Source organism: Paenibacillus sp. Marseille-Q9583 (assembly GCF_976954365.1).
Window position 1 is genome coordinate 18,385 of sequence record NZ_CDRJTB010000011.1, and the last position, 14,226, is coordinate 32,610.

13 protein-coding genes are annotated in these 14,226 nt (G+C 47.0%); all 13 read left to right on the top strand.

The window, feature by feature from the left end; translation table 11 throughout:
* Window positions 1-22: 22 nt before the first annotated feature.
* The 13 genes from ACWNM1_RS07600 (at window position 23) to ACWNM1_RS07660 (ending at window position 13,944) form a co-directional block, all read left to right on the top strand.
* Window positions 23-679 (top strand): RraA family protein, encoded by a 657-nt coding sequence (locus ACWNM1_RS07600; protein ID WP_052404229.1) that lies wholly within the window; start codon window positions 23-25, stop codon window positions 677-679.
* A 23-nt stretch (window positions 680-702) separates the two neighbouring features.
* Window positions 703-1,464 (top strand): SDR family NAD(P)-dependent oxidoreductase, encoded by a 762-nt coding sequence (locus ACWNM1_RS07605; protein ID WP_449600531.1) that lies wholly within the window; start codon window positions 703-705, stop codon window positions 1,462-1,464.
* Window positions 1,465-1,485: 21 nt separating this feature from the next.
* Entirely contained in the window at window positions 1,486-2,376 is an 891-nt protein-coding gene (locus ACWNM1_RS07610; RefSeq protein ID WP_449600532.1) for an SMP-30/gluconolactonase/LRE family protein, read from the top strand.
* A gap of 17 nt (window positions 2,377-2,393) precedes the next feature.
* The gene (locus ACWNM1_RS07615) at window positions 2,394-3,164 is read left to right on the top strand and encodes an SDR family NAD(P)-dependent oxidoreductase (RefSeq protein ID WP_449600533.1); all 771 of its coding nucleotides are present in this window, start codon (window positions 2,394-2,396) and stop codon (window positions 3,162-3,164) included.
* A 20-nt stretch (window positions 3,165-3,184) separates the two neighbouring features.
* Window positions 3,185-4,084 carry a fumarylacetoacetate hydrolase family protein gene (locus ACWNM1_RS07620; protein WP_449600534.1) on the top strand — a complete coding sequence of 300 codons (900 nt, stop codon included), beginning with the start codon at window positions 3,185-3,187 and terminating at the stop codon, window positions 4,082-4,084.
* Window positions 4,085-4,096: 12 nt separating this feature from the next.
* Window positions 4,097-4,936 (top strand): amidohydrolase family protein, encoded by an 840-nt coding sequence (locus ACWNM1_RS07625; RefSeq protein WP_449600535.1) that lies wholly within the window; start codon window positions 4,097-4,099, stop codon window positions 4,934-4,936.
* A 49-nt stretch (window positions 4,937-4,985) separates the two neighbouring features.
* Complete coding sequence (locus ACWNM1_RS07630) at window positions 4,986-6,755, top strand: IlvD/Edd family dehydratase (RefSeq protein ID WP_449600536.1); 1,770 nt, start codon at window positions 4,986-4,988, stop codon at window positions 6,753-6,755.
* Window positions 6,756-7,716: 961 nt separating this feature from the next.
* Entirely contained in the window at window positions 7,717-8,733 is a 1,017-nt protein-coding gene (locus ACWNM1_RS07635; RefSeq protein ID WP_449600594.1) for an NAD-dependent epimerase/dehydratase family protein, read from the top strand.
* Entirely contained in the window at window positions 8,733-9,803 is a 1,071-nt protein-coding gene (locus ACWNM1_RS07640; RefSeq protein ID WP_449600537.1) for a dihydrodipicolinate synthase family protein, read from the top strand. Before ACWNM1_RS07635 ends, ACWNM1_RS07640 begins: the two co-directional genes overlap by 1 nt.
* A gap of 126 nt (window positions 9,804-9,929) precedes the next feature.
* The gene (locus tag ACWNM1_RS07645) at window positions 9,930-11,111 is read left to right on the top strand and encodes a MalY/PatB family protein (RefSeq protein WP_449600538.1); all 1,182 of its coding nucleotides are present in this window, start codon (window positions 9,930-9,932) and stop codon (window positions 11,109-11,111) included.
* A gap of 118 nt (window positions 11,112-11,229) precedes the next feature.
* On the top strand, window positions 11,230-11,538 hold the full coding sequence (locus tag ACWNM1_RS07650) for a hypothetical protein (protein ID WP_076283228.1): 309 nt from the start codon (window positions 11,230-11,232) through the stop codon (window positions 11,536-11,538).
* A 42-nt stretch (window positions 11,539-11,580) separates the two neighbouring features.
* Window positions 11,581-12,531 carry a nucleoside hydrolase gene (locus tag ACWNM1_RS07655; RefSeq protein ID WP_042186741.1) on the top strand — a complete coding sequence of 317 codons (951 nt, stop codon included), beginning with the start codon at window positions 11,581-11,583 and terminating at the stop codon, window positions 12,529-12,531.
* A 159-nt stretch (window positions 12,532-12,690) separates the two neighbouring features.
* Entirely contained in the window at window positions 12,691-13,944 is a 1,254-nt protein-coding gene (locus ACWNM1_RS07660) for a stalk domain-containing protein (protein ID WP_449600539.1), read from the top strand.
* Window positions 13,945-14,226 lie beyond the last annotated feature (282 nt).

A 14,226-nucleotide genomic window follows, 5' to 3' on the forward strand; every position in this document is an offset into this window, starting at 1 on the left:
TTTGAGGAGGATGGAACCGCCTATGAAGGATCAGGAATTGTTCGATAGTATGTGTGAAAAGCTCTACTCTGCGGTAATCTCTGATACGTTGGATCAATTGGGCTATCGTAATCAGGTGATGCGTGAAAATATTAACCCGATAGATCCTACCTGGATCGTTGCCGGAAGAGCAAAGACCATTCTGTCTGTGGATATTCATCATTTGCCGGAAGATCCGTACACGAAGGAGATTGAGGCGGTTGACAGCGTTAAGCCCGGTGAGATTGTCATCGGCTGTACGAATGAATCGCGGCAGAACGGACTATGGGGAGAGCTATTGTCTACGGCTTCCAAAATGAGAGGTGGCCGCGGAGCCATTGTAGATGGACTAATCCGTGATACTGCTAAAATTCTGGAGCTTGGTTTTCCTGTCTTTGCTACCGGGACCAAACCTGTTGATTCTCAAGGTCGTGGAATTGTTATCGACTATGACATTCCGGTGCTATGCGGTGGCGTAATGGTCCATCCCGGAGATGTAATCTTTGGTGATCGTGATGGTATCGTTGTGATTCCAGGCGCCATCATCGATGAAGTGTTCCAATTAGCCATGGATAAGGTGACTCGCGAGAATCATACACGGGATGAACTGCTCGAAGGATATACCTTGCGGCAGGTCTACGATAAATATGGTGTGCTCTGAACAAGATCCGAGGGAGTGATATAATGAGGCTGGCTGGCAAAAGAGCGCTAATCTCAGGTGCAGCAAGAGGAATTGGACTGGGGATCGCCCATCGATTTCTGGAAGAAGGCGCTCAGGTGGTGTTGCTGGACCGAAGTGAGGGGGAGCTTCTTATTGCACTTGAAACCTTGAAGGATTATGGTGAAAAAGCTGCAGTAGAGATATGTGATCTTCGCGATGTCTCACAGTTAGAACAATCTGTTGCCCAAGCTTTTGAAAGGTTCGGTGGGATAGATATTGTAGTGAACAATGCCGGAATCGCCTTTCGTGAACACTTTCTCGACATCTCGGTTGAGCATTGGAATGCAGTATTTGATATCAATGTAAGGGCGGTTTATTTAATAGGTCAGCTTGCAGCGAGACAAATGATTTTTCAGGGTGGCGGAGGCGCCATTATAAATATGAGTTCCAAAAATGGTCTATCAGCAAGCTCGGAGCTCGCGCATTACAATGCTTCTAAGGCTGCTGTTATACTGCTAACCGAATCGATGGCAGTGGAGCTGGCGGCTTATGGGATCCGGGTAAACGCAGTAGCACCGGGATTTGTGGATACACCCCTCGACCGTAAGCTGCGCGAAGCTTCGAAGCTCCCGGCTTATTCGGAGCATACACCGATGAAGCGGGCGGCAACGATAAGGGAAGCTGCCAATGTATTTCTTTTTCTGGCTTCTGATGAAGCCTCATATGTAACGGGAGAAACCATTCGTGTGGATGGTGGACATTTGGCTAATGGTAGTGAGCTGTAAATAGAAGAAGGAGTGAATATTTTGAAAAGTACAGAACTTCAGGCAGAATTGATTGTTGATGCTCAGGCTGAGCTTGGTGAAGGGCCGCATTGGGATGCCGAATCCAAACAGTTATATTGGGTCGATATAACGGGCAGGAAGCTTAGAATATACGACCGAATCACTGGTGGTGAAGTAGTTCGCTCTTTTGAACAAATGGTCAGTGCAGTTATTCCTACGACAACAGGAGGAATTCTATTAGCTATGGAAGATGGGGTCTACCTCTCTCAATCTGAAGGATCTCCAGTCCTGCTGACTTCATTAGAAGCGGATCTTCCACGTAACAGAGTGAATGATGCCAAATGTGATCGACAAGGCCGCCTGTGGGTAGGAACGATGAGTATGGACGACGAGCCGAAAGCCGGAGGCTTCTACGTCGTGGAGTCTGACGGGATCACTCGCCAAGTGTTATCTGGCATCGGTTGCTCGAACGGAATGGCTTGGGATTATTCGCGCAGCAAGATGTATTACATTGATACGCCGACAAGGCAGGTGGATGTCTTTGATTACGAAGAAGAATCTGGAAGGATAAGTAACCGAAGATTAGCGTTCCAAATTCCTACAACGACTGGCTATCCGGACGGAATGACAATAGATAGTGAAGGCATGCTTTGGGTTGCCCATTGGGGCGGCGGCTGTGTGTCACGATGGAACCCGGAGACGGGTGAGCAGCTTGGACTCATTCGAGTTCCAGCACCTCTGGTGACCTCTTGTACTTTTGGTGGCAGTGATCTAACGGAACTCTACATTACAACAGCAAGGTTAGGGATGCACGAGAAAGAGTTACGTGATTATCCGTTTGCAGGCGGTTTGTTTATGGCTAAGCCCGGGGTGACTGGCTTGTTGCCGGGAAACTTTCAGGCTAAGGAGTAGGAAGAGGAGGCAAAGCGATGCGACTCAAAGATAAGATCATCATAATAACCGGAGCTGGCTCGGGAATTGGAAAAAGCACGGCTGCTTTATTCGCTTCAGAAGGAGCGACAGTAATCATTGCCGATGTCCAAGTGGATTCAGGAAAATCCGCTGCCACTGAAATAGAGGCGACGGGTGGAAATGCGATGTTCATACCCTGTGATGTAACCGATGCTAGCAGTACTACCGTGATGGCTGATCAAGTCTTTAATACTTTTGGACGTATCGATGTGCTCTTTAATAATGCAGGAATCAGTGGCGTGGGTGCGGTACATGAGGTTTCCGGGGAAGTATGGGAGAGGGTCATGCGGGTTAATGTGACGGGTGTGTTCTTAACCTGCAAGGCTGTCCTCCCTTATATGATGAAGACCAAGAAGGGTTCTATCATTAATATGTCCTCTGGCATCGCCGAAATCGGAGTCGCAGAGCGAGCTTCCTACAGTGCTTCTAAGGGAGCTGTTCTATCTTTAACTAAAGCAATGCAGGTTGATTATGCACCTTACGGCATTCGTGTAAATGCGCTGCTACCAGGTACGATTATGACTCCGTTTGTAGAAGGTTATTTGAAGACTTCTCTGGATCCAGAGGCTTCGGTTGCGGCCATTAAGCGAAGACAGCTTAGCGGTGAGCTTGGCAAACCTGAGGATGTGGCACGAGCTGCACTATTTCTAGCGTCCGATGAGTCCGAGTTTGTAATGGGTTCGCCGCTATATGTGGATGGTGGCCTTGTCTTCGGAAAAAATGCATAAAGTGAAGGAGAGTGTTATAGATGAGGCTAGTTACCTTTTTGCAAAAAGAAGATGATCATATGGGCGTTCTAACCGACCATGGTGTGGTGGATATTGAGGCGGCACAGACTGCATTATCCACTCGGACGGAGGTTCCGGTAACGGTTAAGCAATTGCTTGATGGTGGGGAGGATGCACTTAACCAACTGAGGATTTTTGTGAATGAGCTGCCTGAAGGAGAAGTGAATCCATCCTGGCTGAAGCAGGAAGATGAATTAGCATTCGGTCCCTGTGTTACTGATCCTGGAAAAATCATCTGTATTGGCCTTAATTATCGCCGGCATGCGGAAGAGACTGGGATGGCCATTCCCGAATTTCCCATCCTGTTCAATAAATTTAACAATACACTAACTGGACATGGCTCAGAAGTTCCGCTTCCGAGGAACAGCCAGAAGGTGGACTACGAGGCAGAGCTTGGCATCGTCATCGGACGAACCGCGAAATATGTGACGGAGGAAGATGCACTGGATTATGTCTTCGGGTATTGTACGGCTAATGATTTGTCGGCGAGAGATTTACAGATGCGGACGAGTCAATGGCTAACGGGAAAGTCTTGCGATAAATTTTCACCTATTGGGCCTTACTTAGTCACTGCGGATGAAGTAGGCGATCCCAATCAGCTCGATATTCAGTGCACGGTAAATGGTGAACTGCGTCAGAACTCCAACACTTCGGACATGATTTTTAATTGCAAACAGATTGTCAGCTATGTATCCCAGTGTATGACGCTTTCGCCGGGGGATATTATCCTGACTGGAACACCAGAAGGCGTAGTGATGGGTTACCCTCCAGAGGATCAGGTCTATTTGCAAGCCGGTGATGTGGTCACGGTGCAGATTGAGAAGCTTGGTGCCATTACAAATACGATGGTTAGTGAATAGGAGGGAGTAGGGATGATCTTCGATTGTCATACCCATTTGTTTGGACCGGGAATGGTTTCGGGACCTACGGATGAGGCGATCAAACGGGCTTGGGGACCGGATATGAATATCGAAGCAACCCCTGAGCAGCATCGTAGTAATTTGGAAGGATTCTCTGGTGCTATCGTATTGGCCATGGCGGCGCATGCAACGGGATTGGTTGTGCCGAATGCTTATGTTGCAGATTATTGTCGCACGGATCCAGAACGATTATTCGGTTTTGCAAGTGTAGATCCCAATCATCTGGATTGTGTTGCTGAATTTGAGACTGCGATCCGTGAGATGGGATTAAAAGGGTTGAAGCTTGCGCCAATCTATCAGAATTTTTATCCTGATGATCCCAGGCATTATGCCCTCTATGCCAAAGCAGAACAGCTAGATGTACCTATTCTATGGCATCAAGGAACCTCTTTTGTACCGGAGGGTTATCTGGATGCATCAAGGCCGGCGATGCTGGACCCGATTGCCCGTGCTTTTCCGAAGCTGAAGATGATTGTGGCGCATATGGGTCATCCCTGGATTGATGAATGTATTTCATTGGTGCGGAAGCATCCTAATCTGTATATGGATGTTTCTGCTTTAGGAAGTAGACCTTGGCAATTTTACAATGCACTGGTGTCTGCGATGGAATATGGGGTTCAAGATAAAATATTGTTTGGGTCGGATTATCCGTTCTTTGGAACACAGAAGATGCTGGAGGCTCTGTACCATATCAATGATCTTGCGGAGGGAACGAAGCTTCCGCGAGTATCGGAGGAGTTTATTGAAAGTATAATAAATCGCCTAACACCGCAAATTCTTGGTTTTGTCTGAAACATTTATGCTTGTTCTATAAGCGAGGTTGTTAAAAGGAGATGGGGTCATGGCGGAGTGCTGGGACAGCGAGGAGAGTGTGGCTGAATCAGGCGGTCAGTTGAAGAGTGAGGCTTATTTTCAGGAAAAAGATCTATGGGGATTTATCCATCGTTCCTTCACGAAGTCTATGGGATACACCGAAGAAGATCTCCGCAAGCCAGTGATCGGCATTTGCAACACGTTTAGTGAGCTGAATAAATGCCATTCCCATTTTAATGAATTGGTGGATTATGTGAAGCGTGGTGTTTGGCAGGCAGGGGGAGTGCCGATGGAATTCCCGACGATTTCGATTGGTGAGCCTTATGTGAAGCCTACAACGATGCTGCTGCGTAATTTGATGGCGATGGATACTGAAGAAATGATGAAGGGGCATCCCATTGACGGGGTAGTGCTGCTTGGGGGTTGCGATAAAACGGTACCTGCTCAGCTGATGGCAGCCGCTAGCGCCAATATTCCAGCCATTGTATTGACCGGTGGCCCTATGCTAAATGGCCGATTGGGGGGGCGTAGCCTTGGAGCGTGCACGGATTGTTATGGCTTTACGCTGGAGCATAAAGCCGGAAATATAAGTGACGAAGAGCTGGCTGTTGCAGAGAATGCAATTTGCCGTAGTGATGGTCACTGCATGGTGATGGGCACAGCAAGCACGATGGCCTCGATCGCCGAAGCGATCGGCATGGCGTTACCGGGCTGCGCGGCTATTCCGGCGCCGGACAGCAGACGCAGGCATATGTCTGAGCGAACGGGCAAGCAGATCGTAGAGCTGGTTCGTCAGGGCATTCGTCCCCGCGACATCATGACTGCAGCGGCAATAGAGAATGCGATCACAGTTACGATGGCGAGCGGCGGATCGACGAACGCTATCATCCATCTTATAGCGATCTCCCAGCGGCTGGGGATGAAACTGCCTTTAGAGACATTTGACCGGATCAGTAGTCAGACCCCGTTCATTTTGAACCTGCGTCCTTCGGGCAAATATCAGATGGAGGAGTATTTCGAGGCAGGTGGTGTACCCGCGCTGATGAAGGAGCTGGAGCCGCTGCTGCATGGGGATTGTTTGACTGTAACAGGCAGAACGGTTACAGAAAATCTGGTTCAGGCGGCAACACTTGACGGAGATGTGATTCGTACCTTGGAGGAGCCACTCGACAGCCAAGGTGGAATTGCTGTGTTGCGCGGGAATCTGGCGCCGGATGGGGCGCTGATCAAGCAAACCGCTGTATCCGCTCATCTCAAAAAGCATATCGGACGCGCAGTAGTGTTCGAGAGCCCGGCCGATCTAAATAAGCGGATCGATGATCCAGATCTGGTCGTGGATGAGAACAGTGTGCTAGTGCTTAAAAACGCAGGTCCGAAGGGTGCTCCAGCGATGCCGGAGATCGGGCAAATCCCGATTCCACAAAAGCTGCTGAAGCAGGGCATACGCGACATGGTCCGCATCTCTGACGCGCGGATTAGCGGTACTTCCTATGGCGCATTGATTGTACATGCGGCGCCAGAAGCTGCTGTCGGTGGTACGCTGGCGCTTGTACAGGATGGCGACGAAATTGAGCTGGATATTTCCGCGAGGCGCTTGGAGCTGAAGGTGTCGGATGAAGAATTGGCACGACGTAGGGTCTCATGGCAAGCGCCCAAGCCGCACTACGACAGGGGGTATGGCTTGCTGTTTCATGAGCGTGTGCTTCAAGCGAACCTCGGTTGTGATTTTGACTTTCTTCTCCCTGTTGAGCTTAGAGAAGAGTTGCTGAGCGAGATGAAATCGGTGCACTCGAAATAATAGCCGATACTGAAATGATCTAATGCTTGTGAAGATGAAATAGCTGCACTTTATACAACTACAGTATATCGTAATCGTCTCATTTGGACTTTAACTGCACTTCATACAGTTAAATCTTATCAAATCGCTGTTTGTAGGCTCATTTTGGATTATTAATTGCAGATAGTACAACTAAATTACCATCTACGGGAACAGGAGTTGATATAAGTGTACGAAATACACTTATATCGCACGAATTGTACGTATCGAACGAATCGCACGTATCGCACGTATCACACGCATTGCACGAATCGCAAGTGTCGCGCATGTCGCAAATATCGTACGAATCGTACGAATTTGCGGCTCTGGAAGTGGCTATCGGAGGAATTGCGACCTTGTGTAGGATGGCGATGAAATTGAGTTGGATATTTCCGCGAGGCGCTTAGGGCTGAAGGTGTTGGAAGAGAATGAGACCAAGCATCGGATTACAAGGTAAGCGCCTAAGCTACACTAAGACAAAAGTTAGTATGAGTTTACTAGATTGTCTGACTGAACTGGTTAGGCTGGACTGAGGTTGGTTTATTGCTTTGATTGATTTGAATGTGATGATTGCTTTGCTTTGAGTGATTGCATTTTATGCAATAGATTCCGCTCTAGAGAGGCTGGATTTTGATTCTATTGCACTTTGTGCAATGAAATTCCAGATAATCACCACTAAACGAGCTTATAGCAGGAATCTGATGTATGAAGTGCAATAGATTCATTTTATAGCGATGAATTTGGAAATTCTATTGCACATTCTGCAACCAGGAAGTTAGTTTTCGATTGTAGCAAGCTTGGTTTCCGATCACAACAAGCTAGTTTCTAATCTCAGCTAGCCTGGTTCCCAATTACAACTAGCATCGTGTCCGATTACACCAAGCTATGAGGTCTTTTGTGGTAAAAGCAACAAACTTGAGTCAACGGAGAGGAGAGTTCAATGATGCGAACCGTTCAAGAGTTGGAGGAGCGCTTGGCAAGTCCATCGGCAGCACTGATTGAGGAGCTTAGCCAGCTCGATGGAGATATTATGCTACTAGGCGTGGGGGGCAAAATGGGTCCCAGTCTCGCAAGGCTAGCGGTGAATGCAATTCGCCAAGCGGGGCTAAACAAGAAAGTTATCGGCGTATCCCGTTTCTCGAATAAAGAGCTGAGACGAGAGCTTGAAGAGGCCGGGGTCGAGATTATCTCCGCTGATTTGTCTGATGATAAGGCGCTGCAGGCACTCCCTGAAACCCAAAATATTCTCTATATGGCCGGGAATAAATTCGGCACGACCGGGAATGAGCATTTCACTTGGATGATGAATGCCTATTTGCCGGGCCGCGTTGCGGAACGGTTCCGTAATTCACAAATGGTTGTATTCTCGACAGGCAACGTTTACCCTTTTACTCCGGTCAGCCAAGGAGGCGCAACGGAAAGAACTTCTCCGAACGCGAACGGGGAGTATGGGCAATCCTGTCTGGGCCGGGAGCGTATATTTGAACATTTCTCTCATAAAAATGGAACGCCGATGTTCATTTATCGGCTGAATTACGCCATTGATCTGCGGTATGGTGTGTTATTGGAGCTTGCTCGATCGGTCAGGGAGGGACTTCCTATTGATATCACAATGGGTCATGCCAATGTGATCTGGCAAGGGGATGCGAATGAAATCGCATTGCGAGCATTGCTACGTTGCAGTTCGCCGCCTAATGTCATGAACATTACGGGACCTGAGACATTGTCCCTGCGCTGGGCTGCGAATGAATTCGGCCGAAAGTTAGGCATTGAGCCGATCTTTACAGGTGCAGAAGCACCTACTGCACTGCTAAGTAATGCAGCAAAAGCCGCTGCCACCTTTGGCTATCCACGGGTATCGCTGGCCGAAATGATCGACTGGATTGGCGATTGGGTAGGGCAAGACGGAGAAACCTGGAATAAACCCACGCATTTTCAGGAGCGGGAGGGCAAATATTAATGACACTGACAAGAGTACCTTTGACTTCGGAATTACATGCCGCGCTTCATGATGGGTTGGCTATTCCCGCACATCCTCTCGCCATAACTAAAGAGCGCAAGCTGGATGAGCGACGTCAACGGGCACTTACCCGTTATTATGTAGCTTCCGGGGCGGGTGGAGTCGCGGTTGCCGTGCATTCCACTCAATTCGAGATCAGGGATCCAGAAGTAGGGCTGCTGGAACCTGTGTTACGTCTAGCTGCGGAAGAGGTAGAACTTGCCCAGCTAAATCGGCCATTCATGAAAGTAGCGGGTATTTGCGGTGGGACGGAGCAGGCAGTTCTTGAAGCGCGCCTTGCCGCAAGCTTTGGGTATGAAGCGGGACTGCTTAGCATGGGAGGCCTGCAAACCTTGAGTGAGGAAGAACTGCTAGAACGAACACGCAGAGTGGCAGATGTGATTCCGGTGTTTGGTTTCTACCTTCAGCCGTCGGTGGGAGGACGGATTTTAAGCTTTGAGTTTTGGAAGGCATTCGCTGAAATAGGAGGCGTAATCGCCATCAAAATGGCGCCGTTCAATCGTTATCAGACGCTGGATGTAGTCAGAGCTGTGCTTGAATCCAGCCGTAGCGAAGAAATTGCTCTGTACACCGGAAATGATGATAATATTGTCAGCGATCTGCTCACGGCCTTCCGATTTATGGTGAACGGCAAGCCCGTTGAGAAAAAAATAGTCGGCGGCCTACTCGGTCACTGGGCAGTCTGGACGAGCAAGGCAGTACAGCTGCTTAATGAGATTAAAAAGGTCAGAAATGAACCCTCGTTGGCATCCAATTGGTTGACGCTTGGGGCTGAAGTCACGGATAGCAATGCGGCGATATTTGATCCCGCGCATCATTTTCATGGCTGTATCCCGGGTATTCATGAAGTGCTTCGCCAACAAGGATTGCTTGAAGGCTTATGGTGTCTAAATCCGGAGGAACGATTATCCCCGGGGCAAGTGGAGGAAATCAACAGAGTGCGCAGAGACTATCCCCATCTGGTGGATGATGGATTTGTGGCATCGCATTTGGAAGAGTGGCTGCAATAACACGTAGTTGTATAAGAGTTAAGGAGGGCGCACTTTCGACAAGTGCGTTCTTTCTTATCCAGAGTGCGATATCCTCCGCCTCATGATACAATAAGGGACAAGTTTATAAGGATGAGGTGACTTTAATTGAAGTATGATTTCGATCGCGTAATTGACCGCCGTAATACACGTTCTTACAAGTGGGACCAGTCCGAGAAGTTGTTTGGTGAGAAGGATATTATGCCACTTTGGGTGGCAGACATGGATTTTGAAAGTCCTCCTGCAGTGAAGGAAGCGATTCTGCGCCGCGCAGAACAAGGGGTTTACGGATACAGTGTACCTAGTGACTCTTATAAAGAAGCTATCATGTCGTGGTTCAGAAGACGGCATGATTGGGAAATTAAACCGGAATGGATTTCGGATTCTCCTGGAATCGTAACCTCCTTAAGTTTTGCTGTAGAGCTGTTTACCGAGCCAGGGGACGAGGTTATTTTACAGTCGCCAGTCTATTATCCCTTCTATGACGTCATCCAAATGAATGATCGCAAGGTCGCCAAGAATCCGCTTGTTATTCGTAATGGACGCTTCGAGATGGATTATGAGCAATTGGAAGGGCTGATGCAAGATGGAGCCAAGCTGCTGCTTTTATGCAGTCCGCATAATCCGGGTGGTAGAGTATGGGAAAGAGAAGAACTGCTGAAACTTGGTGAGCTCTGTCTGCGTTATGGAGTGACCGTAATCTCTGATGAGATTCATTGTGATTTGGCGCTTCCAGGTTATGAACATATCCCTTTTGCATCCTTATCTGAGGAAATTGCGAATATTACACTAACCACACTTGCCGCGACCAAAACCTTCAATCTACCGGGGTTACAATCTTCTTTTATCGTGTCTTCCAATCCGGAATTGAAGCTTAAATTTGATCGAAAAATGAAAGCCTTGAGTTTACATATGGCTAGCTACTTCGCCCAAGGTGCAGTAGAAGCTGCCTATAATGATGGAGAAGAATGGTTGGATGAGCTTTTAGAGTACGTGTCAGGCAATGTGGACTATGCGATTAGCTATCTGTCAGAGCATTTGCCACAGGTCCAAGTGATGCAGCCGCAAGGCACATACCTGCTATGGGTTGACTGCCGTGGTCTGAATCTGGATATAGAGGGACTTAAACAGCTGATGTACAAAGAGGCTAAAGTTGCTTTTAATGAAGGCTCTGTCTTTGGAAATGAGGGACAAGGTCATCTGCGGATCAATCTGGCTTGTCCTAGATCTATTCTAGTTGAAGCGTTAGATCGCTTTTGCCGAGCAGCTCTAGCTTATACTGCGAAATAAAAGGTAATTCCTGAAGCTTGATGATTCCTTCTAAGGGGATCGTCGAGCTTCTTTATTTTGCAAAAAGGTAAAAAGAATAATAAAATGGAGTCCATTACGTCAAGCAGGAGGACTTCAAATGAAATGGGTAGCTCAGCTTCCGTATTATAAGATACAGCGAGAAATTAAGGATGGAGAACAACGAAGTATTACATGCAATCGCTTAATGTATTTGTACAAAGATAGAGTCGTGACTCGTCATCGTGAATTTCCAATAAAAGATATTTTAGATATGTCCTATCGCTCAATGGGAGGTTCAGAGGGGATGTTCTATCTGTATACGAGTAAGGGTGTATATACTTATTTGGTAGAATGTGATCCTGAAAGCTTTATTCATACTTTTAAAGAACAGCAAATGAATAAAATTGAGCGTACGGGTAGGCCGTGATATGATAATTCATACGACATTGCAGGGTGGGAGAGAACATTAATGAGCAAAACACGAATTATTATTGATGCAGACACAGGTATTGATGACGCACTGGCAATTCTGTATGCCTTACGCGCTCCAAACGTAATTGTAGAAGGAATTACAACCGTTTTTGGGAATATTGATGTCGACAAGGCGGCGGACAATTCACTGCGACTGATTGAGCTTGCTAAGCCTGGTTATGAGATTCCTGTAGCTATTGGAGCATCCAAGGCACTTGTTCGTGAGCACTCAGGCTACGCCACTCATGTGCATGGTGAGAACGGTATTGGTAATGTGGAAATTGCTCCATCCAGTCAGCGTCCCATTAGCGAAACTGCATCTGAGTTTATTGTTCGGATGGCTAATGAGAATCCCGGAGAAATTGTATTAGTTACACTGGCACATCTAACCAACCTTTCGATGGCGCTTGATATGGATCCTGGGATTAAGAATACTTTGAAAAAAGTAGTGGTGATGGGCGGTACGATCTTCAATCCCGGCAATAGAACACCGGTTGCGGAAGCGAATATTGCTGGAGACCCTGAAGCTGCAGATCATGTATTTACATCTGGACTTCCCGTTATGATGGTGGGTTTAGACGTTACGCTTAAGACGCGGATTACCCAAGAGCATATCGATTTGTTAAACCGTTTTGGACGTGAAGAGAATAAAGCGATCATTTCGTTTATGGAACAATCGCTCACTCATTATTTTAATTTCTATCGTGAAGCGAACTTTTTGATCAACAGCGCACCGCTGCATGATCCGCTCGCGCTTATGGTTGCGCTGCAGCCAGACCTTGTAACTTACAAAGAAATGAATGTTCGTGTGGAGCACAAAGGTGAGTTTACATCGGGAATGGTCGTAGCGGATTTGCGGGCTCAGCCAAAAGTGGGTAAACCCATACAAGTTGCTGTGGATGTAGATGTTGAACGAGCAGTGGGAACCTTTTTGAGCGTGTTTATGTAATTCTGTCGAACCTCTACTAATATGAAAAATAATTTCGAAACTCATAGATGACAATCTATTAATTTTACAATTGGATAATCTTTGGTAAAATGGTAGAAGACATATAAAGAGTTTAAGAGATTACACTTCATATTATGGAAGATGGGAGACTTAACAGTCATGAACAAACGGATTGGCAAATTGGTTTTATGTCTGGCGATTTCGCTAGGCGGCACCACGGCATTATTCCAAAACACTACACAAGCAGCACCCGCAGGTGGAGTTAGTATTGTGCTGGATGGTTATGCACTGCCGTTTCCAGTAGAGCCTGTTGTGATGAACGGAACAACGATGGTTCCATTCCGGGCGATATCTGAAGCGCTGGGGATCAACGTAGAGTGGAATCAAGCGCTTAAGAAAATTACCGCGACCAAGACGGATACAGCGGGTACTAAAGTGGTAACGTTGACCCTTGGCAGCAAAAATGCAGGCGTAAACGGCGAAGTTGTGAAGCTGGGGGTTGCCCCGCAAACGATCCGTAATAACACGATGATTCCACTCAGCTTTTTCGGCCAGCAGTTTGGTGCGGGCGTAGCTTGGGATCAAGCAACCAAAACGGTATCGATCACTTCACCAAAGACGGATATGTATAAGCTGGGCTTTTATGCGCTTAGCTCATACAGTGAAATTTCGTTACTTCCTAGCTTTGATGCTGTAGCTTTTGGGTGGAGCGGGATTGATAAAAGTGGACAATTCACCACGACAGGCACTGACTTTAGATGGCCTCAAGCTGCTGGGGACGTAACCCCAGAGTCTATTATCTCGAATGCAGCAGCAGGTGGCACAGCGCCTTATCTGATGGTCTTTTCTGGTGATACTGCAGCAGAGCTCACGAAGAATCTGGAAGATAAAGCGCTTCAAGAGCAGACGATTACAGGAATCGTTGATCTGGCTACACAAAAGGGATTCCAAGGCATCACGCTGGATCTCGAAGGACTGGGTCTAACGGGAGATAAAGCAAAGGTGCAAGCCGATTACAATGCTTTTGTGAAGAATTTGTCTCAAAGAGCACATGCAGCAGGTCTTAAGCTCACGGTTATTCTTCATCCATTAAACAGCTCTTATAAAGGTTATGATTACAAGACGCTGGGAAGCCTCGCAGACGATTTGGTCATTATGGCTTATGATTATTTGCAAGAGAAAAAAATTCCAGAGCCGATGAGTTTAGTTGATGAAGGCATCCGGCTTGCACTTCAACAAGTGAGTAAGGATAAGCTGATTCTCGGTATTTCCGTATACAGTGAGAATGAAACATCAGTAAATTCCAAGGTTGGACTTGCTAAACGTTACGGTCTTAAAGGGATTGCAATCTGGCGTGTGGGCTTGATTGGACAGCCTGTTTGGAATGAGATGGGCAAGTCGGTGGAGTTGTAGGCGGAATTATGATACGTTATCAAAAGAAAAAGGCTGCCATTTGGCAGCCTTTTTTTTCTTAAAATGAAAAAAAATATATGTTTGCGCAATAAATTATCCTTATCTTTCTTGCATAAAGCTAGAATGGAATAGATCTATTAAAGTATAGGGAAATCCTCCCTATAAATTCTGCATTTTAGGGTTGTACAGGTGGAGTATAGGGAATTTCTCCCTATATTTCAGCGGATATCATCGTTTTTTAGAAAATTCCTCGTATTATAGGGAGAAATTCCGCATAACTGG